The sequence below is a fragment of the Nocardioides sp. YR527 genome (genome assembly GCF_900101045.1).
In the GTDB taxonomy this organism is placed as follows: Bacteria; Actinomycetota; Actinomycetes; order Propionibacteriales; family Nocardioidaceae; genus Nocardioides.
The window spans coordinates 60,126-81,582 of sequence record NZ_FNFN01000003.1; the positions used below are offsets into that span (position 1 = coordinate 60,126).

General features: G+C 69.9%; 19 protein-coding genes. 9 read left to right on the top strand and 10 right to left on the bottom strand.

Annotated features, from left to right (window positions below; all coding sequences use genetic code 11):
- Positions 1–39: 39 nt before the first annotated feature.
- A complete protein-coding gene (locus tag BLT25_RS08900) occupies positions 40–882 on the top strand; it encodes an alpha/beta fold hydrolase (protein ID WP_091046181.1) in 843 nt (280 codons plus the stop codon).
- A 156-nt stretch (positions 883–1,038) separates the two neighbouring features.
- Here the strand turns inward: BLT25_RS08900 and BLT25_RS08905 are convergent, their stop codons facing one another.
- Both BLT25_RS08905 and BLT25_RS08910 read right to left on the bottom strand, forming a co-directional pair.
- Positions 1,039–1,791 (bottom strand): SDR family NAD(P)-dependent oxidoreductase, encoded by a 753-nt coding sequence (locus BLT25_RS08905; protein ID WP_091046183.1) that lies wholly within the window; start codon positions 1,789–1,791, stop codon positions 1,039–1,041.
- 61 nt (positions 1,792–1,852) lie between these two features.
- Complete coding sequence (locus BLT25_RS08910; protein WP_091044538.1) at positions 1,853–2,251, bottom strand: ester cyclase; 399 nt, start codon at positions 2,249–2,251, stop codon at positions 1,853–1,855.
- Between the two features lie 140 nt (positions 2,252–2,391).
- Here BLT25_RS08910 and BLT25_RS08915 point away from each other — a divergent pair, with 140 nt between their 5' ends.
- Complete coding sequence (locus tag BLT25_RS08915) at positions 2,392–3,333, top strand: AraC family transcriptional regulator (protein ID WP_091044540.1); 942 nt, start codon at positions 2,392–2,394, stop codon at positions 3,331–3,333.
- 40 nt (positions 3,334–3,373) lie between these two features.
- Here the strand turns inward: BLT25_RS08915 and BLT25_RS08920 are convergent, their stop codons facing one another.
- Positions 3,374–4,192: an APH(3'') family aminoglycoside O-phosphotransferase gene (locus BLT25_RS08920; RefSeq protein ID WP_091044542.1), complete on the bottom strand. Its 819-nt coding sequence runs from the start codon at positions 4,190–4,192 to the stop codon at positions 3,374–3,376.
- Positions 4,193–4,332: 140 nt separating this feature from the next.
- Here BLT25_RS08920 and BLT25_RS08925 point away from each other — a divergent pair, with 140 nt between their 5' ends.
- Complete coding sequence (locus tag BLT25_RS08925; RefSeq protein WP_176883739.1) at positions 4,333–5,706, top strand: serine/threonine-protein kinase; 1,374 nt, start codon at positions 4,333–4,335, stop codon at positions 5,704–5,706.
- On the opposite strand, the gene BLT25_RS08930 is transcribed toward BLT25_RS08925, so the two are convergent.
- Both BLT25_RS08930 and BLT25_RS08935 read right to left on the bottom strand, forming a co-directional pair.
- Positions 5,703–6,140, bottom strand: coding sequence for an anthrone oxygenase family protein (locus BLT25_RS08930; protein WP_091044548.1), 438 nt, complete (start codon positions 6,138–6,140; stop codon positions 5,703–5,705). The genes BLT25_RS08925 and BLT25_RS08930 overlap by 4 nt on opposite strands.
- Complete coding sequence (locus tag BLT25_RS08935) at positions 6,137–6,925, bottom strand: Rossmann-fold NAD(P)-binding domain-containing protein (protein ID WP_091044551.1); 789 nt, start codon at positions 6,923–6,925, stop codon at positions 6,137–6,139. Before BLT25_RS08935 ends, BLT25_RS08930 begins: the two co-directional genes overlap by 4 nt.
- A gap of 74 nt (positions 6,926–6,999) precedes the next feature.
- Here BLT25_RS08935 and BLT25_RS08940 point away from each other — a divergent pair, with 74 nt between their 5' ends.
- Positions 7,000–7,911 carry an AraC family transcriptional regulator gene (locus tag BLT25_RS08940; RefSeq protein ID WP_091044553.1) on the top strand — a complete coding sequence of 304 codons (912 nt, stop codon included), beginning with the start codon at positions 7,000–7,002 and terminating at the stop codon, positions 7,909–7,911.
- An 18-nt stretch (positions 7,912–7,929) separates the two neighbouring features.
- Here the strand turns inward: BLT25_RS08940 and BLT25_RS08945 are convergent, their stop codons facing one another.
- Positions 7,930–8,823, bottom strand: coding sequence for an alpha/beta hydrolase (locus BLT25_RS08945; RefSeq protein ID WP_091046186.1), 894 nt, complete (start codon positions 8,821–8,823; stop codon positions 7,930–7,932).
- A gap of 155 nt (positions 8,824–8,978) precedes the next feature.
- Between BLT25_RS08945 and BLT25_RS08950 the strand changes: the two genes are divergently transcribed.
- Entirely contained in the window at positions 8,979–12,251 is a 3,273-nt protein-coding gene (locus BLT25_RS08950; RefSeq protein ID WP_091044555.1) for a family 78 glycoside hydrolase catalytic domain, read from the top strand.
- Positions 12,252–12,284: 33 nt separating this feature from the next.
- Here BLT25_RS08950 and BLT25_RS08955 read toward each other — a convergent pair whose 3' ends face one another.
- The 4 genes from BLT25_RS08955 to BLT25_RS08970 all read right to left on the bottom strand — a co-directional run bounded on the left by BLT25_RS08955 (position 12,285) and on the right by BLT25_RS08970 (position 16,913).
- Entirely contained in the window at positions 12,285–13,769 is a 1,485-nt protein-coding gene (locus tag BLT25_RS08955; RefSeq protein WP_091044557.1) for an alanine/glycine:cation symporter family protein, read from the bottom strand.
- Between the two features lies 1 nt (position 13,770).
- A complete protein-coding gene (locus BLT25_RS08960) occupies positions 13,771–14,664 on the bottom strand; it encodes a dihydrodipicolinate synthase family protein (protein WP_091044560.1) in 894 nt (297 codons plus the stop codon).
- Positions 14,661–16,085: a protoporphyrinogen/coproporphyrinogen oxidase gene (locus tag BLT25_RS08965; RefSeq protein ID WP_091044562.1), complete on the bottom strand. Its 1,425-nt coding sequence runs from the start codon at positions 16,083–16,085 to the stop codon at positions 14,661–14,663. The genes BLT25_RS08960 and BLT25_RS08965 overlap by 4 nt, the downstream gene beginning before the upstream one ends.
- A 156-nt stretch (positions 16,086–16,241) precedes the next feature.
- A complete protein-coding gene (locus BLT25_RS08970) occupies positions 16,242–16,913 on the bottom strand; it encodes a GntR family transcriptional regulator (protein ID WP_091044564.1) in 672 nt (223 codons plus the stop codon).
- A gap of 302 nt (positions 16,914–17,215) precedes the next feature.
- On the opposite strand from BLT25_RS08970, the gene glnT reads away from it, so the two are divergent.
- Genes glnT through BLT25_RS08990 form a run of 4 tightly spaced genes read left to right on the top strand, consistent with a single transcriptional unit; the run spans position 17,216 to position 21,455 of the window.
- The gene (gene glnT, locus BLT25_RS08975; RefSeq protein WP_091044567.1) at positions 17,216–18,514 is read left to right on the top strand and encodes a type III glutamate--ammonia ligase; all 1,299 of its coding nucleotides are present in this window, start codon (positions 17,216–17,218) and stop codon (positions 18,512–18,514) included.
- A 39-nt stretch (positions 18,515–18,553) separates the two neighbouring features.
- On the top strand, positions 18,554–19,450 hold the full coding sequence (locus BLT25_RS08980) for a class II glutamine amidotransferase domain-containing protein (protein ID WP_091044570.1): 897 nt from the start codon (positions 18,554–18,556) through the stop codon (positions 19,448–19,450).
- Entirely contained in the window at positions 19,438–20,133 is a 696-nt protein-coding gene (locus BLT25_RS08985) for a protein glxC (RefSeq protein ID WP_091044573.1), read from the top strand. Before BLT25_RS08980 ends, BLT25_RS08985 begins: the two co-directional genes overlap by 13 nt.
- A complete protein-coding gene (locus BLT25_RS08990) occupies positions 20,133–21,455 on the top strand; it encodes an FMN-binding glutamate synthase family protein (RefSeq protein WP_091044575.1) in 1,323 nt (440 codons plus the stop codon). The genes BLT25_RS08985 and BLT25_RS08990 overlap by 1 nt, the downstream gene beginning before the upstream one ends.
- Positions 21,456–21,457: the final 2 nt, after the last annotated feature.

The window sequence follows — 21,457 nt, forward strand, 5'->3', positions numbered from 1 at the left end:
GCTGCCAGCGTCGTGCTGGTCATACAGAAGGGAAAGATGATGGCTCTCATCACTGTTGGGCAGGAGAACAGCGCACCGGTCGAGCTGTACTACGAGGATCAGGGAACCGGACAGCCCGTGGTGCTCATCCACGGGTATCCGCTGAACGGCCACAGCTGGGAGAAGCAGACGCGCGAGCTGCTCGCGGCGGGCCACCGGGTGATCACCTACGATCGCCGCGGCTTCGGGCGCTCGTCCAAGGTCGGCAGCGGCTACGACTACGACACCTTCGCCGCCGACCTGAACACGGTCCTCGAGACCCTCGAGCTGAGCGACGTCGTACTCGTGGGCTTCTCGATGGGCACCGGTGAACTCGCGCGGTATGTCGCCCGATACGGGCATGAGCGCGTCGCGAAGCTCGCGTTCCTTGCGTCCCTCGAGCCGTTCCTCGTTCAGCGCGACGACAATCCCGAGGGCGTCCCGCAGGACGTGTTCGACGGCATCGCCGCGGCCGCCAAGGACGACCGCTACGCCTGGTACACCCAGTTCTTCAAGGACTTCTACAACCTGGACGAGAACCTCGGCTCTCGGATCAGCCAGGAGGCAGTCACCGGCAGCTGGAACGTCGCGATCAGCAGCGCGCCGGTGGCCGCGTACGCAGTCGTCCCGGCCTGGATCGAGGACTTCCGCAGCGATGTCGACGCGGTTCGCGCGGCCGGCAAGCCGACGCTGATCCTGCACGGAACGAACGACAACATCCTTCCCATCGACGCTACGGCACGCCGTTTCCACCAGGCGGTCCCTGACGCCGACTACGTCGAGGTCGAGGGCGCTCCTCACGGCCTCCTGTGGACCCACGCGGACGAGGTCAACGCTGCCCTCAAGGAGTTCCTCCGCAAGTGATGCACATGTGAGCGCTGGATCGTGGAGGGCAGCGGCACGGCTGCCCTCCACGATGTCCTCGCGGCGTGCACGCAACGATCGCGGCGATCGGACCCGCGTTGCGAGGCAAGGTCCTCAGTAGGGGTGGAACGGCTCGCGACCTTCTCAGGTCTGGGCTCAGGTCTGGTTCTCTCCGCCGTCGACGTAGAGGTTCGAGCCGACGACGTAGCTGCTCTGCTCCGAGGCCAGGAAGGCCACGACTGCCGCAGCCTCCTCGGGCCGACCCATGCGGCCCTTGGCCACGGTCGCTGCGACATGCTCCTTCATGGCCCGGGCGGTCTCCTCGTCGCCGAAAGCCGCGGTGCCCCCGGGAGTCTCGATCCATGCCGGCGAGACCACGTTGACCCGGATGCCACGACTCTTCAGCTCGGTGGACCAGGTCCGTGCGAAGGAGCGCACCGCCGCCTTCGATGCCGCGTACGCGCCGAACGCTTCCATGCCACGATCGGCCGCCGTGGAGCCGGTCAGGATGATCGAAGCGCCGTCGTTGAGCAGCGGGAGCGCCTTCTGCACGGTGAACAGCGTGCCTCGGGTGTTGACCCCGAAGGTCTGGTCGAAGTGCTCCTCGGTGGTCTGCTCCAACGTCACGAACGTGCCAACCGCCGCGTTCGCCACGAGCACGTCCAACCCTTTGCCGCGAGCCCGGACCTCGTCGTAGAGCCGGTCCAGGTCGGCCAGCTTGGAGATATCGCCAGTCACGCCCGTCGCCCGGTCCGATCCGATGGTCTTGACGGCGGCCTCCAGCTCGGCCTCACGCCGCCCGGTGACGAACACATACGCGCCCTCGTCCGCCAGCCGCACGGCGGCGGCGAGGCCGATCCCGCTGCTTCCGCCGGTGACTACCGCCGTCTTGCCGTCCAAATGTCCCACGTGAGTCATCTCCATCATTTCTCTCGATGCCAATCTGTTCGGGTGGTCCGGCTCGACCGGATCAGCCGGCGAGCTGCTTCTTCAGGGCCTCGACGTCGTGGACGTTGGACATCTGCACGAACTTCCCGTCGCGGACCTTGTACATGGCGATCTCGTCGATCTCGATCCGTGCGCCGGTGGGAGCCACGCCGAGCCATTCCTTCGTGGGGGTGCCGTGGTTGACGGAGTGGCACGACAGCGTCCCGCCTTCGGCGTCGATCACGATCTCCTTGATCTCCCACTGGATGTCGGGGACCGCGTCGGCGATGCCCTTGAGCGCCGCGACGACGTCTTCCCGGGTGGCCGGCTGGCCGTGCGAGAGGATGGACTCGGCGACGAACTCGTCCATGCGGTCGAATTCGTGGGCGTTGAGCGCCTCGGTGTAGCGGTCGTAGAACTCGCGGATGTCGAAGTCGGACATGACTGCCTTTCTTGCCCGATGTCCGGGCTGCACTCGTGTGCTCTTGGTTGCGCTTGCAACATCGATAGTGCGGGATCACAGGCGTATGATCCATAATGCAGAGTCCGGCTTTCATTACATATCGTCCAGAAGGGTCGCTGATGCTCGGTTTCCGGGATCCGATGGCCGACGCCATCGGCCTGCTCAGGCCCCGCACCGTGGTGGGGCCCAGCCTCCGGGCCACGGGAGAGTGGGCATTGCGCTTCGACACGTTCTTGCACGTGCGGATCGGTGGGCTCGTGCGCGGCACGTGCTGGCTGATCCTCGACGGGCACGAGCCGGTGCTCCTGCAGGAGGGTGACACCTTCATGCTGGGCGACCCGCCGCCCTACGTGCTGGCCAGCACGCTCGACGCGCGCCCGCGCCCCGCGGAGCAGGTGTGGGCGGGTGCCGAGGACGGGTTCGTGCGGATCGGCCCTGAGTCCGAGGACGACCTCTACCTCTGCGCCGGGCACATCGCGTTCGACGACAGCAACGCGGCCCTCCTGACCGATCTACTGCCGCCGCTCGTGCTCGTCCGTGCGGGCGACCCTCATGGCGCGCGGCTCGCGCAGCTGATCGACCTCCTCGCCAACGAGGTCGGGGTGGCTGCCGCCGGCGGCCCGCTGGTGCAGAACCACCTCGCACAGATCCTGCTCGTGCACATGCTGCGTGCTCACGCCAGCCAGACAGATTGGCCCTGCGGCTGGCTGGGAGCTCTGAACGACGACGACATCGGCGCCGCCCTCCGTGCCATGCACGCGGACATGGCCCACCCCTGGACACTCAAGGAGCTCGCCGAGATCAGCAACATGTCGCGCTCTGCGTTCGCCCATGCCTTCAAGGGCCATGTCGGCATCCCGCCCCTGGAGTACCTGATCCAATGGCGCATGAACCTCGCCCGCGACGCCCTCGCCCGCGACACGTTGTCGATCTCTGAGCTCGCACGAGCTACGGGCTACCAGTCCGAGAGCGCATTCAGCACCGCGTTCCGCCGCGTCGCCGGCTCGTCACCTGCGAAGTTCCGGGCCGAGGTACGCCGCTCGGTCGCGCACGCAGGCTGAAGGATCTGGTTGGCGGGCGACGTGCGCGAGGCGGCTCGCCTCAGGCAGGCCAGGTCAGCGGGTCGAGCAGCAGATAGAACTGCTGCCTCTCCGCGTCGAGGTCGATTCCATACAACTCGGCGAACTCCTCGTCAGCCTGGCGAGCGGTGGTCTCGTCGGGCCACGTCTCGCGGGCGTTGGCCAGCAGCAGTGAGATGTCGGCATACGGGTCCGCCAAACCGAGGCGGCCCAGGTCGATCAGCCCAGCCACGCCCATCGTGTCGGGGTCGATCAGGATGTTCGGCAGGCAGAGGTCGCCGTGGCAGACGACTCGTTCGACCTTCTCCTGCCGTTGGCGCTGCGGCAGCTGGTCCTCGAGCCGCCCGAGGATCCGTGCCGGTGGCACCTGCTGCAGCGAGACCGGCAGGAACTCGGCCTGGACCCGGTTCTCTGCCACCGTCGTACGTGCCAGGGGCATCATCGACGCGAGCCCCCGGTCGAACGGACAGTCCGCCGTGCGGAGGTCGTGCAGCGCCCGCGCGATGGCCGCGATCCCCGGCCAGGCGCGCCGGAGCGCAGCAGCATCGAGCTGATCGGCCGGAACACCGGCAACGGCACTGGTGATCAGGCATGCGCCATCGTCGGTGGCCCGCCATTCGAGCACGGACGCAGCGGGGAGGCCCGCCTCGCCGAGCCAGGCGACCCGGTTCCGCTCCGCAGCGAGGTCACCCCTGTCCGCAGCGGGGACGAGCTTGGCAAACCGTCCATGGGCACGGTCGTGGAGGACGACGGCGCCGGACTCTCCAGTCGTGACCGGTTTCCATTCCGTGCCGTCGGTGGGCAGCAGTCCGGCTGGTATCGAGGAGATGTCGACCGACATGGGCCCATGATCACTGCGGACCGCTTCGCGTCCAACACGGTGCAGCCCGTCTGTCGTGGTCTCAAACGGCGCCGAGTGGCAATCGGCGAGATCGACGGGCTGCGCGCGCCGGCCTGAGGTCCGGCCTCATAATGTCCCAGGTGACCCTTCCCCAGACCCTCGGGCGCTTGCGCCAGGTCAAGCCACTCGGTTCCGGCGGATTCGCCGAGGTGTGGCTCTACCACGACCCGGACCTCGACTCGCCCGTTGCCGTGAAGGTGCTCAGTGCCCAGTGGACGCAGGCGGCCGACATCCGAGAGCGCTTCCTGCAGGAGGCGCGGTTCCTCCGGTCGGTGGACTCGCCCCACGTCGTCTCGGTCCACGACATCGGCGAGACTCCGGAGGGTGCGCCCTACTTCGTGATGGCGTACGCCGATGGGGGCAGCGTCGCGGAGCTGATCACCCAGCACCCGCAAGGCATGCCGCCGCAGATGGTGGCCGACCTGGTGACACAGGCCGCGTCCGGCCTCGACGCACTGCACGTGCGCTCGGTCATCCACCGCGACGTGAAGCCGGCCAACATCCTGCTCTCCGGCGGTTCCGACGGGCGGCTGCGCGCGATGGTCGCCGACCTCGGCGTGGCCCGCGCGCTCGACCAGCACTCGGAGGTGACCCGGCAGATCGGGACGCCCGCCTACATGGCGCCCGAGCAGTTCGACGAGTCGCTGCCGATCGACCATCGCGCTGACGTACGCAGCCTGGGTGCGGTCGCGTGGGCGATGTTCGCCGGGCGCTCGCCCGCGCCGGCGTTGACGATCGCATCCCGGGTTCCCGACCTCGGCACCGTCGCGCCGGTGCCGGCGACTGTGTCCGCGGTGATCATGCGTGCCCTCGAGCCGAGGGCTGAGGACCGGTGGCCGGACGCGGGGAGCTTCGCCGCGGCGCTCACGGCCGCGGCCGAGGGACGGGCGGTCGCCGTACCTCCTCCGCCTCCTCACGCCGCGCAGACCGTGCTCCGTTCGCCGTCGCAGCCGCCGACCCATCCCCCGACGCAGCCCCCGTCGCAACCCCCGACGCAGCCGCAGCCGGCGCCGGGCCGACGTACCGCCGTCATCGTCGTGGCCGCCGTCGCGGCCGCGCTGGTGCTGGGCGGCGCCGCGACCTGGTTCGTGACGCGCGGCGGCTCGGCCGAGGATCCGGCCGGCGGCGAGGAGACCGCGGCCGGGGAGCCGGTGAGCGGTGCGGAGACGGCGGCTGTCCGGTTCGTCGACGCGCTCCAGGCAGGTGACTGCGAGGCCGCGGGCCTCTACATCCCCGACCTCGACGACCCGGCCTCGTGGGACTGCACTGATGACGCCAACGGAGGCGACGGCTTCTACTACCACATCCTCGACGACCTCGACGCCGGCGGCGAGCGCCGGGTCGAGGACCTCGGGGACGGGCTCTTCAGGGTGGTCTGGGTCGACCAGGGCTACGTCAACATGCAGCGCCAGGAGGACACTCTGTTCACGGTGCAGCAGGTCGTCTGCTGCTAGCCCGAGATCCGGGTGACCGTCCCGGGCAGACTGAGCAGGACGAAGGCGCCGGTCGCGGTGAGGGTTCGTAGGGTGTGGAAGATCAGCCACGGCCTCTCGAACGAGGACACGGAGCCGCCGTTCGCCAGGGCGTCGTTCAGCGGCAGGTTCGCCGCGAAGGTGATGACCACGGCCGCGACGGACAGGCAGGCGGCGGTGATGGCGAGCGGGCTCCGGTGCCAGCCGAGGAGGACCAGCGCCAGGAGCGGTGCGCCCAGGAAGAAGACCATGAACACCGGGTTGACGATGACCACGTTGAGCCGGTTCATGACCCGCGTGTAGACCTCGTCGGGCTGGCCGTGCAGCGCCGGCATGAAGGCGACCAGGAAGGCGATGTAGATGCCGGCGGTGACGCCGTTGAGCAGCCTCGCGCCGGTGAGTACGACCTCGCTCATGACTGCTCACCACCGGCGAGACCGTCGATGCTCCGAGCAGCGCGGCCCAGCACCGTTTCGACGTCCTGGGTGACGTACGCGTTGCGGCCGTCGAGCACCTCCTCGAAGAGGTACGCCAGCCCGGCCGCGTCCGCGGCCGGCAACCCGGCCTCGGTCAGGACCGTGATGTAGTCCTCGGTGGGCATGGAGAGGTACGCGACGCCGGGCCCGCCGACGGCGCGCGCGGCCTCCTCGAAGGTGAGCAGCTGCGGTCCGGTGAGCTCCAGGACGCGGCCGACGTAGCCCTTGTCGAGGAGGGTGGCGACGGCGACCTCGGCGATGTCGTCGGCGTCGACGAACGGCTCGGCGACGGTGTGCTCGACCATGGTGAGCGACCCGGCGGCGAGCTCGTCCGCGAACGCGCCTTCGGTGAAGTTCTGCATGAAGAAGGCCGAGCGCAGGATCGTCCACTCGGCGCCCGAGGCCGTCATGGCCTGCTCGGCGCGCTGGGCGCCGTCCTCGCCGCGGCCGGAGAGCAGCACCAGCCGGGTGCAGCCGGCGGCGACCGCCTGGGCGGCGAACGCGCCGATGATCTCGTCGGCACCCGGCAGGCCGAGGTCGGGCTGGAAGGTCAGGTAGGCCGACTCGCAGCCGTCGACGGCCCCGGCCCAGGTGGTCCGGTCGTGCCAGTCGAACCGGGGTGTCGAGTGGCGGGTGACGCCACGTACGTCGTGGTCGAGGGTCTGGAGGCGGTGGGCGACGCGCTGGCCGGTCTTGCCGGTGGCGCCGGTGATGAGAGTTGTCATGCCTCTAATCTGGCCGCCCGAGAGCGACGATGGAATACGTGTGACTCCAGGCAGAATGCGTTATCGTCTCACTCATGTCGTCGCTGGATCTGCTCATGGACGGTCCACGGGCCCAGGCCGCCTTCCTGCTGAAGGCCGTGTTCTCCGGGGAGTGGTCGATCACCGCCGAGGACGAGGTGCCGCTCACGGTCATCGCGATCGCACGCGGCGAAGCGGTCTTCACCGGCTGCGAGGGACCGCAGAAGGTGGCGGCGGGTGACGTGATCGTGTGCCGCGGGCCGGCGACCTATGTCATCGCCGACTCGGCCGATCGCCCGGCCGACATCCGGATCCTGCCCGGCCAGGTCTGCGTCGACCCGAACGGGGCGCTGCTGGCCGAGGAGCTGGCGTTGGGCGTACGCACCTGGGGAAACAGTCGCTCGCCGGAGGCGACCGTGATGCTCATCGGGACCTATGAGCGCGAGACGTCGGTGGGCTCGCTGCTGTTGTCCCGGCTGCCGACCAGCGTGGTGCTGCGCGGCTTCGACACCGCCGTTCTCGACCTCCTGGCGGCCGAGCTGGTGCGCGAGGAGGCCGGCCAGGCAGCCCTGCTCGACCGGCTGCTGGACGTACTCGTGGTCAAAGCCGTGCGCGAGGTGCTCGCGGCCTCCCCGGCCCTTCCTGCCGATGACGCGGTGGCCGCGGTGCTGCGGGCGATGGAACAGCACCCGCAGCTGCCCTGGACGGTCGCCGGCCTCGGTGAGCAGGTCGGTCTCTCGCGAGCCGCTCTGGCCCGGCGCTTCACCGAGCAGGTCGGCGAGCCACCACTGGCGTACCTGACCCGGTGGCGGCTCGCCCTGGCCGCGGACCTGCTGGTCGGCACGGACCTGACCCTGTCGGCGATCGCCGCCCGCGTCGGCTACGCCAACCCGTTCGCCCTCAGTGCCGCCTTCAAGCGCCTCCACGGCACCTCGCCGACCTCCTTCCGGAGCCGTCACGTCGCCTGACGCCTCACCGGCGACCGGTCAGAACCGCTCCGCGAGGAAGGCCAGCTGGTCGGGGACCACGCGGCGCCAGTAGCCGAGGTCATGGTCGCCGAGGGTGAAGCCGCCGGCGGGCCGGGGATCGAGGAGATCGACGAAGTCGCGGGTGGCGGCGTAGAACGGGTCGCCCTCACCGCAGTCCACGCGCAGCGGGATGTCGGTCAGCGACGCCTCCCTGCCGAACACCGTCACCTCGGCGAAGTCGTCCTCGTCGTCGTACGCCCCGGGCCTGGTGTCGCCGAACTCGTGCCAGAGCGCCGGGCTCATCACGGAGACGCCACGGAGGCGGGGGACCCGCGGTGCGAGATGCAGGGCGCCGAAGCCGCCCATCGACCAGCCGAGCAGTGCGACCCGGTCGGTGTCGAGGCCGCGTTCGGTGAGAAGCGGCAGGAACTCGTCGACGACCATCGTGCCGGCGTCCTCGCCGGTGTCCCGGGCGTGCCAGTAGCTGTCGCCGCCGTCCACGCTCGCTATGGCGTACGGCGCGGTGCCGCTGGCCACGGCGTCCGCGAGAAATCGGTCGAGGGCGAGGCGGTCGGGGGCGAAGGCCGCGGAGTGGTCGTGGCCGTGCCCGTGCAGGGTGAGAACCACGGGCAGTCCGTCGTCGAGAGCTGATCCGGGTGGCAGCGCCAACGCCCACCTGCATACCGCGCCGAGCCGGGCCTGCGAGACGAACTCGCCGTGTTCGACCCTGCCGCCCGCGATGTCCGGCACCTTCCCGTCCTCGCCGTCGAGGCCGAGGCGGCCGTAGAGCCATGAGCGTCCGGGCAGCAGCTCGGTCTGAACCGTCAGTGCACCTGCGACCCCGATGCCGGCCACCGCGCCGCCGCCCGTCAAGAGGGCGCGGCGCGAGAGTCGGCGGGGGTGATCGAGCACGCCCTCAGCGTAGGGGCCCACCACACACGCTGGCCGGTTCCGGTCACACGATTGACCCCTGTTACCAGCCCTTCATAGCGTGGTCACTGGGTTGATACGTTTCAACATCTCGGGTGTCACCCCTTTGCCGGAGACCCCCAGCCGTTGGAGGACCGATGTCCTGGACCCGTTCGATCGTCGTGCTGATGTCGACGTCGCTCATGCTCGCCGCCGCGCAGCTGACGACCACCGGTCCGGCCGGCGCGGCCGAGACGGCCCGTCCTGGCGCGATGGTGCCGGTGCGGCTCGAGACCGCCGGCCTCGCCGACCCGATCGGGATCGACGACACCGAGCCGACCCTCAGCTGGGAGCTGAAGACCGGCCGGGAGGAGAGCCGCCAGGCGGCGTACCAGATCCGCGCGGCGAGCACGAGCGCTCGGCTGGCCGCCGGGCGGGCGGACCTGTGGGATTCCGGCCGGGTGCGTTCCTCGATCAACCACGGGGTGGCGTACGACGGGCGTGCCGTCGACTCCCGCGACCACGTCTTCTGGCAGGTGCGGGTGTGGGACGAGCGTGGCGGAGTGTCGCGGTGGAGTGACCCGGCCAGCTGGGAGGTCGGCCTGGTCGACGAGGCCGACTGGGACGCCGACTGGATCGGCAACCCGGTGTGGGAGGAGCCGGTGGCGCACCCGATGCCGGTGGACCTGTCCACGCCCGCGAGCGGTCGCTATCTGCGGATCAGCGTCACGCGTCTGGATGGCGCGACCACCGACCCGTTCGCCGAGAATCGCGAGGCGCGCCTGCAACTGGGCGAGATCGAGGTGTTCGACAGCACCGACCCGAGCGCCAACTTCGCCGCGGGCGCGGACGTGGTGGCCTCCGAGAGCGACGACACCGACGGCGAGTGGGCGCCGGGCTACCTGACCGACGGCGAGCGGCTCTCCTCCGCGGCCCCGCGCGGTTACAGCAGCGAGTCACACCCCACGCTCGACGTCTCGAGCAAGCCCATCACGTTGACCGTCGACCTCGGGGAGAAGCGGTCGTTCAACCGCGTACGCCTCTATCCCCGCAGCGACCTGCAGGACCAGTTCGCCCGCAGCGCCAACTACCCCCGGAACTTCTCCGTGGAGGTCTCCGACGCTCCGGACACCGGCTTCCAGACGGTACGAAGCTACTCCAACCAGCAGCCGCCGTCGGCCCAGCACACCCAGCCCATGGCGCTGCCGATCTTCGCGAAGCAGTTCGACCTGAAGCGGGACGTGCGCAGCGCGCGGCTGTACGTGACCGGCATGGGCGTCTACTCCGCGACGATCAACGGACAGGCTGTCACCGACGCGGTGCTCGAGCCGCCGAACACCGACGTGAGGGACCAGGTGGTCGCCTCGGCGTACGACGTCACCGGGCTGCTGCGTTCGGGGCAGAACCGGTTCGCCGCGGAGCTGGGCACGGGGATGGCACAGGTCAACCGTGCCGCGTCCAACCGCTACCAGTACATGAACAGCGACTACAGCCCGCCGCGGCTGCTCGCCCAGCTGGAGATCACCACCACCGACGGCAGGCGCCACGTGGTCGCCACGGACGGTTCCTGGCAGACGACGCTGGGCGCGACCACCACCGCGAACTGGTACGGCGGCGAGGACTACGACGCTCGTCGCGAGCAGGCGGGCTGGCGCGAGCCGGGGACCAGCCTGACCGGCTGGGACACCGCCGAGGTCACCGAGCCGCCGTTCGAGACCACCGAGATCGTGGGGCGCACGGCACCGCCGATCACCCAGGTCGACGCGCTCCGGGCGACGTCGGTCACCAACCCCGAGGCCGGGACCTACATCGTCGACTTCGGCACGAACGTCGTCGGCTGGCCCGAGCTGACCGCCGACGGCGCGGCCGGCACCGAGGTGCGGATGTACCCGGCCGAGCAGCTGGACAAGGACGGGACGGTGCTGCAGACGCAGTACAGCGGGCGCAATCGGGTGTGGCAGGCGATGACCCTGGACGGCACCGGCCCGCTCACCTGGCACCCGAGGTTCAACTACTCGGGGTTCCGCTACCTGGAGATCACCGGGCTCAGCGCCGCGCCCGCGCTCGCCGACGTGCGCGCGCTGGTGCTGCGTACGGACAACGCCGCGGCAGGCACGGTCGAGTCCTCCGATCCGCTGCTGAACAGCATCCACGGCATCATCAACCGTGCGATCCAGGGCAACATGTACTCGGTCCTCACCGACTGCCCGCACCGCGAGAAGTTCGGTTGGACCGAGCAGCTGAACCTGGTCTTCGACTCGGTCGCGAAGAACTACGACGTCGAGGCCTACTACCGCAAGATCGTCCAGGACATGGCCGACTCCCAGACCTCCTTCGGGCTGGTCCCGGACATCACGCCGGAGTACACCGAGTTCTCCGAGTGGAACGTCGGCTACCGCGACGACGCCAACTGGGGCGGCAGCATCATCCTCGCCCCGTGGCTGATGTATCGCGCCTACGGGGACGTCGAGACGATGCGTACGTTCTATCCGAACATGCAGCGCTACCTCGACTACCTCTCCGGTCGCGCCGACGGGCACATCCTCGGCCAGGGGCTCGGTGACTGGATCGCGATCGACACGACCACCCCGCTGGAGCTGGTCGGGACCCAGGCCTACTACAAGCTCGCGTCGACGTTGAGCCAGGTCGCCCGGACCATCGGGAAGAAGCAGGACGCCGAGAAGTACGCCGCGCTCGCCGCCGACATCGCCGACGCCTTCAACGCCGAGTTCTTCGATGCGGCGACCGGCGACTACGGGCCGGGCAACCAGACCAGCAACGGACTGGCTCTGGACGCCGACCTGGTCCCGGCGGACCACCGCGACCAGGTCCTCGGCAACCTGATCGAGAGCATCCGGGCGGCCGACGACCATCTTCGTGTCGGCGAGATCGGTCTGCCCGCGATCCTCGACGTGCTGGCCGAGGAGGGGCGCGACGACGTCATCTACGACATCGCCACGCAGACCACCTACCCGAGCTACGGCTACCTCGTGGAGACCGGCTCGACCGCGCTGCCCGAGGCCTGGACCGGGATGACCAAGTCCGGATCCCAGAACCACTACATGCTCGGCGCGATCGACGACTGGTTCTGGTCAGGCCTCGGCGGTATCGAGCAGGCGCCCGGGTCGGTCGCCTTCCGCGACCTGGTGATCGCTCCGGCGGTCGTCGGAGACCTCACCTCCCACCACGCCGGCTACCGCACCCCGCAGGGCGAGGTCGTCACCGACTGGCAGCTCGACGGAGACCGGCTGGACCTGCAGGTGACCGTTCCGGCCAACACCACCGCGACGGTCAAGGTGCCGTTGGACAAGGTCGGTGGCGCCGACGCGAAGCTCTCGGCCGGCGGGCTGCGCCCGACGCGGGTCAGCGACGAGTACGCCGTCTACGAGGTCCGGGCCGGCGCGTGGAGGTTCGTCGCGTCGGCCCGGTGAGACGGCCGTAGCCGTCGGTTCGATGTCCTCTGTTCAGCTCACCGTCTCGCTGCGAGCGGGGTGCGACTCCACCCAGAAGTCAGCACCCTTGATGCCGAGGGCCTCAGGATCGAAGACGGGGTCGAGGCCTTGGCTGCGCTGGCGCTCGTAGTCGCGGTAGATGCGGTAGACGAGCGGGGCGAGGAGGGCGAGGCAGGCGAGGTTGACCCAGGTGATCAGGCCGAGGCCGATGTCGCCGATGGCCCAGATCATCTCGGTCGGCACGATCCCGCCGAGGAAGACGATGGCGAGGGTCCCGAACTTCAGCACCCGCGACCAGATCGGCGAGGTCCTGCCGTCGAGCAGGTAGAGGAGGTTCGAGCTGGCGACATAGAAGTAGGCGAGGAGGCAGGCGAAGCCGAAGAGCAGCACCGCCACCGCGACGAACCCGGCGCCCCAGCCCTGGGCGAGCGTGTCGATGGAGGCCTGGACCCAGTTCGGGCCGACGGGGATGTCGCCCATGTTGTCGATCCGGACCACGCCCGAGGCGTCGGTGACGTTGTAGGACCCGGAGACGACGATCATCAGGCCGGTGGCCATGCAGATCAGCAGCACGTCGATGTAGATGCTGAAGGTCTGCACGAGGCCCTGCTTGCCCGGGTGCGATGTACGCGCCGCGGCGGCCGCGAAGGTCGCCTCGCCGAGGCCGTTGGAGGAGGCGAAGACGGCGCGACGGACACCCCAGGCGACGGCCGCACCGGCCATGCCGGCCAGCATCGGCTCCTGGCCGAACGCCGAGTGGACGATCAGCGAGATCGCCTCGGGGACGGCCTCGATGTTCACCGCGATGACGGTGAAGGCCAGGATCAGGTAGCCGACCGCCAGGAACGGCACGAGCACCTGGGTGACCTTGACGATGCGGGTGGTGCCGCCGAAGATCACCGCGCCGATCATGGCGGTGATGAGCAGTGCGGGGACGATCGGCGGGATTCCGAAGGCGCGCTCGGAGCTGGCCGCGATCGTGCTCACCTGGAAGCCCGGGAAGAGGAAGCCGTACCCGACGAGGCCGAGCAGCGCGATCAGCCCGGCGACCTTCGGCAGGTTGAGGCCGTGCCGGATGTAGTACGGCATGCCGCCGATGTCCTCGCCGGCCTCGCGGCGGTCCTCGTCGGTGACCCGGCGCTTGAACGTCTGGGACAGCGTCGCCTCGGCGTACCCGACGGTGCAGCCGACCAGGCCGGTGGCGGCCATCCACAGCAGGGCACCCGGGCCACCGGCGCCGATGGCGGTGGCGACGCCGGCGATGCTGCCGACGCCGACCCGGCTGGCGAGCGCCATCACCAGGGCCTGGTACGACGAGAGGCCGCCGGTCACGTCGCTGCCCTCGCGCAGCTGGCGGACCATGTCCGGCATGCGCCGGAACTGCACGCCCTTCATCGCGATGGTCCCGATCGCGCCGAGCCCGAGGACGACGTACGCCATGGGGGCCGACCAGAGGAGGTCGGCAATGCTCACCAGGAACTCGGTCGCCGCGTCCATGTCAACCGACCTCCTTGCCGAGCGCCTTCAGCAGCGAGCGGAGACCCTCGACGTCCTCGGCGGCGAGCGGAGCCAGCGGACGGCGGGGGACGCCGACCGGGATGCCCTGGAGCTCGAGGCCGGCCTTGATGCCGGGGATGAAGCCGGTGGCGAAGAGGTGCGAGATCACCGGGTAGACCCGCTTCCACTCGGCCAGGGCATCGGTGAGGTTGCCCTCGGCGATGAGCCGGGTGACGGTGACGATCTCGTCAGGTACGACGTTGGCGGCGCCGGCCATCACCGCGACGGCCCCCTCGGCGAGGGCGCTGTAGGTGTAGACGTCCCAGCCGACGATGGTGCCGATGACGTCGCTGTGGTCGTGGATCAGGGTCAGCGCCTGCTCCCAGTTGGCGCTGGAGTCCTTGATGTAGCGGATGTTGTCGACCTCGGTCGCCAGCGCGCGCACGGTGTCGGGCGCGAGGTTCACACCGGTCACCGGCGGGATGTTGTAGAGCATGACCGGGATGTCGACCGAGCCCGCGACGTCCTTGATGTAGCTGACCGTCTCGGCCTCCGACAGCGGCTCGTAGAACGGCGTCAGGAGCATGAGTACGTCGGCGCCGCTCCTCTGGGCGGCCTGGGAGAGGCGGATCGCCTCGGCGGTGGTGGTGGCACCGGTCTGGGCGACCACCGGCACCCGGCCGGCGGTCTGCTCGATGATGGTGTCGACCAGCAAGAGCCGCTCGTCGGAGGAGAGCGAGCCGACCTCGCCGGTGGAACCGGCCGCGACGACGCCGTTGACGCCGGCGTCGATCGAGCGGTCGACGACCTTGCGCAGCGTGGCCACGTCGATCGACTCGTCGGGGTTGAACGGGGTGGTGAGGGCGGTCAGTACGCCGTGGAGCTCGGTGGTCATGCGAGGGTTCCTTCGGTGGTGGGGCGGGTGGTCTGGGCGGAGTTCGGGATGGTGATGGGGCGCCGACCGTCGTTGGCCAGCAGATCGGAGGCGTTCTGGGCTGCGGAGAAGCCCGAGGTGATGGCGGTCTCGGTGTAGAGGGTCCCGAGGTAGTCGCCGGCGAGGAACACGCGACCGCCGCCGCGCAGCAGGGTGGGCTGGAGCTTCGCGCGCCCCGGGAAGCAGTACGGCGAGGCGACCCGCCAGCGCTGGGTCTGCGCCTCCACGACCGAGTCGGAGAAGCCCGGGTGGTCGAGGACCTGCTCGAGGTCGGCGAGGTGGATCTGCGCCACCTCCTCGTCGGACTTGTCGAGGAGGGCCGCGCCGAGGGCAGCGGGGGAGAAGGTCATGAAGCTGCCGCCGGGCTTCCGCTCGCCGGCACCCTCGCGCCCGCGGACGATGCTCGCCTGGTTGAGGGCGATGGCGAAGGATCGCTTGGGGGCGGCGATCGCGTAGATGTCGTCCCAGGGGCGGGCCGAGGTCTCGTCGGTGAGGAACGCGGTGCTGACGTGGGGGCCGTACTTGATCTGGCCGAGCGCGTCGCGCATATCGGTGTCGAGGTCGACGGCGACCCGGTGGGAGACGTCGGCGGTGGTGGCCAGCACGACCGTGCGGGCCTCGACCTCCCGGTCGACCCCGTCCTGGCGGTAGCGCACCACGACCGAGTCCTTCTTCTGCACGACCTCGTGGACCGTGGCACCGAGCTGGAGCCGGTCGCCGAGCGCGTCGGCGAGGGCACCGGTCAGCGTGGACGGTCCGCCGACGATGCCGCGGCTCAGGCCCTGGCCGAAGCCGAGCACCAGGCTGAAGTAGCCGATGCCCGCGCCCTCGGAGATCTGGTCCATGTTGCCGGCCGAGCGGGTCACGGTGGTCTTGAAGAGCGCCGCGGCGTCCTCGGGGAGGTTGCCGACGAGGTCGTCGAACGTGCGGTCGTTGGCGAAGTCGTAGATCCGCTGCTGCCGCTCGGCGCCGGACTCGCCGGCCCGCTTGCGTACGACCTGGGTGTAGCGGGCGACTCCGGCGACGACCTTCGACCCCGCGGTCATGGTGGCCACCCGGGCCTTCAGCGGCATCGGGATCCGGAACGGGTACGTCGCGATGTGCCCCTTGCGCAGGAACTTGCCGTTCATCGACAGCGCCTGCAGCGAGCCCGGGATGTCGGTGGCCTCGACGCCGACCTCGTTCAGCAGCTCGTCGGTGGAGGAGTCGTGTCCGGCGAAGACGTGACCGCCCCAGTTCAGCCAGTAGGCGCCGCGGCGCTCCGAGCGGATCCGGCCGCCGACGCGGTCGTCGGACTCGAGCACGAGCACGTCGGTGTGGCGCAGCCGCCAGGCGGCGGAGAGGCCGGCGAGGCCGGCCCCGACGACAACGGCGTCCTTCATGGTGACTCCTCTTTCGGTGGTGGTGTGACCAAGACCATACGTTTGTGATCACAGATCACACAAGAGGTGACAGGGTAAATAGCGCCGAGTCGGCGCGTCATGACGCGCCGACTCGGCGGGGGTTCTGGTCAGGATGCGCCGACTCGGCGCGGGGGGTCAGGAGTCGTTCATCGATGCCCGGATGCGGTCGATCGCCGCGTCCAGGGAGGCGGCCGTGATGGTCGTCGCCCGCGTCTCGTCACGGTCGGAGGCCGCCTCCAGGAGCTGCTCCTGCCAGGTCAGCAGCTCGGCCGGATGGGCGGTGTCGAATGCCTGACGGGCGCCGAGGATCTTGTAGCTCCGGCAGCGGTTCCACAGCGCCTGGATGAGCTCGACGAGGACCGAGTTGGCGGCCGCCCGGTAGAGGATCGCCAGGAACCGCTCGTCGCTGTCGAGGTATTCGAGGGAGTCGCCGTCGGCGACGGCGGTCTCCATCGCGGCGTACTCCTTCCGCATCGACGCCAGGTCCTCGGGGGAGACCCGGGTCGTGCCCAGGCGGGTCGCCTCGATCTCCAGCAGGCGGCGGGTCGAGTAGAGCTCGAGGAGCTCGGTGTGGGTGAACCCCCGCACCACGGCGCCGCGGTAGGGCAGTGACTCGGCCAGCCCGATCTCCTCGAGCCGGCGGATCGCCTCGCGCACCGGCATCACGCTGGTGCCGAGCTCCTCGGCGAGGTCGCGGATGCGCAGCCGGTCGCCGACGGCGAGCTCGCCGCTGAGGATCGCTGACTGCATGGCCGCGAACACCTGGTCGCCAACGCGTCCGCTCAGCTCGATGCGAGGTAAAGGCATGACCTGAGCCTATCCCGGATGTGATCACACTTGTCGAAGGCGGGGCATTTCGCAGTTCAGGACCGGCTCCCGAGGTGGGGATCGCCGTGTCGGGCTCTCGTTGGCAGGGATCAGCCTGCGCTCAGGCCCTCGCCGAGCGGCTGGTCCACGACGCCGCTCGCCTCAGCGTCTCTCGCGGCCGACCGCGACATGCCGCCGTGCCGGACGGAACCTCGATCTCACTCTTGCGAAACCCTTCTGAAACATCCAGGATGTTCACTGTGAATACACAGTGATTCATACTACGAAACGGAGAACGAGAGATGGAGACACTGAAGGAGCTGGCCGAGCAGGCCGGCACCCGGTTCATCCTCGCGCTGTTCGTCGACCTGCGCGGCAAGCCGTGCGCCAAGCTGGTCCCGGTCGAGGCCGTGGACGAGCTCGCCGAGGACGGTGTCGGCTTCGCCGGATACGCCGTCGGTGCGATCGGCCAGGAACCCAAGGATCCCGACCTGATCGCGATCCCCGACACCACCTCGTTCACGCCGATCCCGTTCGTCAAGGAGGGGCTGGCGCTCGTCCACTGCGACCCCCACGTCGGCGGCAAGCCGTGGCCGTACGCACCACGGGTGATCCTGAAGTCGGTCATCGCCAAGGCTGCGGCCATGGGCTACCAGCCGTGGGTCGGTGCCGAGGTCGAGTACTTCCTCGTCCAGCGCAACGAGGACGGCTCGCTCCGTACGGCCGACGCCGCCGACGACGCGGATCAGCCGTGCTACGACGCCCGCGGCGTCTTCCGGATGTATGACCACCTCACCTCGATCTCCACCGCGATGAACGACCTCGGGTGGGGCAACTACGCCAACGACCACGAGGACGGCAACGGGCAGTTCGAGCAGAACTTCGCGTACGCCGACGCGCTGACCACGGCCGACCGGGTCGTCACCCTGCGCTACCTGCTCTCCGTCATGGCGGCTGAGCGCGGCATGGTGGCGACCTTCATGCCGAAGCCATTCACCGACCGGACCGGCAGCGGCCTGCACCTCCACCTCTCGCTGACCTCCCAGGACACGGCGGTCTTCCCGGGGGAGGACGAGTCCGGGCTCGGGCTGTCGCCGACGGCGTACTCGTTCGTCGGGGGGATCCTCGAGCACGCCCAGGCCCTGCAGGGGCTGATCGCGCCGACGGTGAACTCCTACAAGCGCACCGGCGCGGTCGCCACCGCCTCGGGTGCGTCATGGGCGCCGCGCACCCCGACATACGGGGGCAACGACCGTACGCACTACATCCGGGTGCCCGACAACCAGCGGATCGAGATGCGTGGCGGCGACGCGGCGGCCAACCCGTATCTCGCCGTCGCCGGCGCGCTCGGTGCCGGGCTCGACGGGATCGAGCGCGGCGTACACCCGGGACCGATCGGCAGCGGCCCGGCCGGCGAGCTGCCCGACACGCTCCTGCAGGCCATCGACCTGATGGTCGCCGACCCGGTGGTGTGCGGGGTGCTCGACGCGGTCGGCCCCGGGGTCGCCGACTACTTCGCCGACCTGAAGCGGGCCGAGTTCCGCGAGTACCACGCGGCCGTCAGCGCGTGGGAGATCGACCGCTACCTCACGGCCTTCTGACCCGAGCCGACCTGAGCTGACACGAGAGGAACCGACACGATGTGTGGAATCGTCGGGTTGCACCTGCGCAACCCCGAGCTCTACCCCCGGCTGGGAGAGCTGCTCGCCGACATGCTGGGCGAGATGCAGGACCGCGGCGCGGACTCCGCCGGCGTCGCCGTCTACGGGGACCCGACCTGGACCCCTGCGGGCCACGGCGCGGTCTCGCTGCTCGAGCTCGATCTGCCCGCCGCCGAGGTCGCCGCCGCGATCGGTACGTCGCTGGGCAGCCCGGTCGACGTACGTCTGCTCGACGCGACCCTCCTGATGACCGCTCCGGTCACCTCCGAGGACCTGCTCGCCGCCGCCCGGTCCGCCTTCCCGGACGCGCTCGTCGCCGGGTTCGGCGCCGATCTCGCCGTGCTCAAGGGTGTCGGTGCGCCGCGCGACCTGGCACACGAGTGGGGCCTGGCCGGCGCCCAGGGGTGGCAGGGGGTCGGCCACACCCGGATGGCCACCGAGTCGGCGGTGACGCCCAGCGGCGCGCACCCCTACGCGGTCGGGCCGGAGCAGTGCCTGGTGCACAACGGCTCGTTCTCGAACCACGCGACCATCCGGCGCGAGCTGCGCGCCGCGGGCGTCGAGTTCGACAGCGAGAACGACACCGAGGTGGGTGCCCGCTTCGTCGCGAAGGCGCTGGCCGACGGCAAGGACGTCGAGGTCGCGCTGAAGGAGCTGTGCGCGACCTTCGACGGCTTCTACACGCTGCTGGTGTCGAACCGCGACTCCTTCGCGGTCGTCCGTGACGCGATCGCCTGCAAGCCGGCGGTCATCGCCGAGACCGACGACTGGGTGGCGATGGCGAGCGAGTACCGCGCGCTCGCCGGGCTGCCCGGCGTGGAGAACGCCCGTATCTGGGAGCCCGAGCCCGAGGTGGTGTACGCATGGACCCGCTGATCTTCGACCTCTCGACCACGCCGTTGCGCGAGGTCAACGCCGCGTTGCACGCGGCCGATCTCGACGGCGAGATCGTCCGCGAGATCGTCATCGACAAGCCGGCCGGGGCGCACAGCGTCGCCGTCGGTCTCGACGCCCCGGTGAAGGTGAGCGTCGAGGGCCACGTCGGCTACTACGCCGCCGGGATGAACCAGCAGGCCGAGGTCGTCATCGCCGGCAATGCCGGCACCGGCGTCGCCGAGAACATGATGAGCGGCACCGTCGTGGTGCGCGGCAACGCCTCGCAGTCCGCGGGCGCCACCGCCCACGGTGGCCTCCTCGTCATCGAGGGGGACGCCGCCGCCCGGTGCGGCATCTCGATGAAGGGCGTGGACATCGTCGTCGGCGGCAACGTCGGTCACAGCTCCGCGTTCATGGCGCAGGCCGGACGGCTGGTCGTTCGCGGCGACGCCGGCGAGGGTCTGGGCGACTCGATCTACGAGACCCGGATCTACGTACGCGGCACCGTCGCCTCTCTCGGGGCCGACTGCGTGGCCAAGGAGATGAGGGCCGAGCACCTCGAGGAGCTCGCCGGGCTGCTCAAGGCGGCCGGCTTCGAGGGCGACGACCTCTCGGCGTACACGCGCTACGGGTCGGCGCGCTCGCTCTACCACTTCCACGTCGACAACACGGGGGCCTACTGATGAGCACCAGCAACTGGGGGCTGCGCGAGTCTGCCACCTTCGACCGGCAGACCATCGCCGCCATCCAGCGCGCCGCCGAGACCGGCATCTACGACATCCGCGGCGGGGGCGCCAAGCGGGCCCTCCCGCACTTCGACGACCTGCTCTTCCTCGGCGCCTCGATGTCGCGCTACCCGCTCGAGGGCTACCGCGAGCGTTGCGACACGGATGTCGTCCTCGGATCGCGCTTCGCGAAGTTCCCACTACACCTGGCGACCCCGGTGACCATCGCGGGCATGTCGTTCGGTGCGCTGAGCGGCCGCGCGAAGGAGGCGCTGGGTCGCGGTGCGTCGGAGGTCGGCACATCGACCACCACCGGCGACGGCGGCATGACCCCCGAGGAGCGCGGCCAGTCCAAGCACCTCGTCTACCAGTACCTGCCGAGCCGCTACGGGATGAACCCCGACGACCTGCGCAAGGCCGACGCAATCGAGGTCGTCCTCGGCCAGGGCGCAAAGCCCGGTGGCGGTGGCATGCTCCTCGGGCAGAAGATCTCCGAGCGGGTGGCCGGCATGCGCACCCTGCCGCAGGGCATCGACCAGCGCTCGGCGTCGCGGCACCCCGACTGGACCGGGCCCGACGACCTCGCGATCAAGATCAACGAGCTGCGCGAGATCACCGACTGGGAGAAGCCGATCTACGTCAAGGTCGGTGCGACCCGCACCTACTACGACGTGAAGCTCGCCTGCCACTCCGGCGCCGACGTGGTCGTCGTCGACGGCATGCAGGGCGGGACCGCGGCCACCCAGGACGTCTTCATCGAGCACGTCGGGATCCCGACGCTCGCCGCGATCCCGCAGGCCGTCCAGGCGCTGCAGGAGCTCGACCTGCACCGCAAGGTCCAGCTCGTCGTCTCCGGCGGCATCCGCAACGGTGCCGACGTCGCGAAGGCGATGGCGCTCGGCGCGGACGCGGTCGCGATCGGGTCGGCCGCACTCATCGCGCTCGGCGACAACGACCCGCGTCTCGCCGCCGAGTACGAGGCCCTGGGCTCCGCCGCCGGCTTCTACGACGACTTCCAGGACGGTCGCGACCCCGCGGGCATCACCACCCAGGATCCCGAGCTGGCCGCCCGGTTCGACCCGGTCGCCGGCGGGCACCGCCTCGCCAACTTCCTGCGGGTCATGACGATGGAGGCACAGACCATCGCGCGCGCCTGCGGGAAGGCACACCTGCAGCACCTCGAGCCCGAGGACCTGGTCGCGATCTCGATCGAGGCCGCCGCGATGGCCCGGGTCCCGCTGGCCGGCACCAGCTGGATCCCCGGCCAGGGCGGGTTCTGAGC

What these genes read in the sequence shown, in the direction of transcription:
- BLT25_RS08900 (WP_091046181.1), top strand. Translation starts at nt 40, where the DNA reads ATGGCTCTCATCACTGTTGGGCAGGAGAACAGCGCACCGGTCGAGCTG.
- BLT25_RS08910 (WP_091044538.1), bottom strand. Translation starts at nt 2,251, where the DNA reads ATGTCCGACTTCGACATCCGCGAGTTCTACGACCGCTACACCGAGGCG.
- BLT25_RS08915 (WP_091044540.1), top strand. Translation starts at nt 2,392, where the DNA reads ATGCTCGGTTTCCGGGATCCGATGGCCGACGCCATCGGCCTGCTCAGG.
- BLT25_RS08920 (WP_091044542.1), bottom strand. Translation starts at nt 4,192, where the DNA reads ATGTCGGTCGACATCTCCTCGATACCAGCCGGACTGCTGCCCACCGAC.
- BLT25_RS08930 (WP_091044548.1), bottom strand. Translation starts at nt 6,140, where the DNA reads ATGAGCGAGGTCGTACTCACCGGCGCGAGGCTGCTCAACGGCGTCACC.
- BLT25_RS08935 (WP_091044551.1), bottom strand. Translation starts at nt 6,925, where the DNA reads ATGACAACTCTCATCACCGGCGCCACCGGCAAGACCGGCCAGCGCGTC.
- BLT25_RS08940 (WP_091044553.1), top strand. Translation starts at nt 7,000, where the DNA reads ATGTCGTCGCTGGATCTGCTCATGGACGGTCCACGGGCCCAGGCCGCC.
- BLT25_RS08950 (WP_091044555.1), top strand. Translation starts at nt 8,979, where the DNA reads ATGTCCTGGACCCGTTCGATCGTCGTGCTGATGTCGACGTCGCTCATG.
- BLT25_RS08955 (WP_091044557.1), bottom strand. Translation starts at nt 13,769, where the DNA reads ATGGACGCGGCGACCGAGTTCCTGGTGAGCATTGCCGACCTCCTCTGG.
- BLT25_RS08960 (WP_091044560.1), bottom strand. Translation starts at nt 14,664, where the DNA reads ATGACCACCGAGCTCCACGGCGTACTGACCGCCCTCACCACCCCGTTC.
- BLT25_RS08965 (WP_091044562.1), bottom strand. Translation starts at nt 16,085, where the DNA reads ATGAAGGACGCCGTTGTCGTCGGGGCCGGCCTCGCCGGCCTCTCCGCC.
- BLT25_RS08970 (WP_091044564.1), bottom strand. Translation starts at nt 16,913, where the DNA reads ATGCCTTTACCTCGCATCGAGCTGAGCGGACGCGTTGGCGACCAGGTG.
- glnT (WP_091044567.1), top strand. Translation starts at nt 17,216, where the DNA reads ATGGAGACACTGAAGGAGCTGGCCGAGCAGGCCGGCACCCGGTTCATC.
- BLT25_RS08980 (WP_091044570.1), top strand. Translation starts at nt 18,554, where the DNA reads ATGTGTGGAATCGTCGGGTTGCACCTGCGCAACCCCGAGCTCTACCCC.
- BLT25_RS08985 (WP_091044573.1), top strand. Translation starts at nt 19,438, where the DNA reads ATGGACCCGCTGATCTTCGACCTCTCGACCACGCCGTTGCGCGAGGTC.
- BLT25_RS08990 (WP_091044575.1), top strand. Translation starts at nt 20,133, where the DNA reads ATGAGCACCAGCAACTGGGGGCTGCGCGAGTCTGCCACCTTCGACCGG.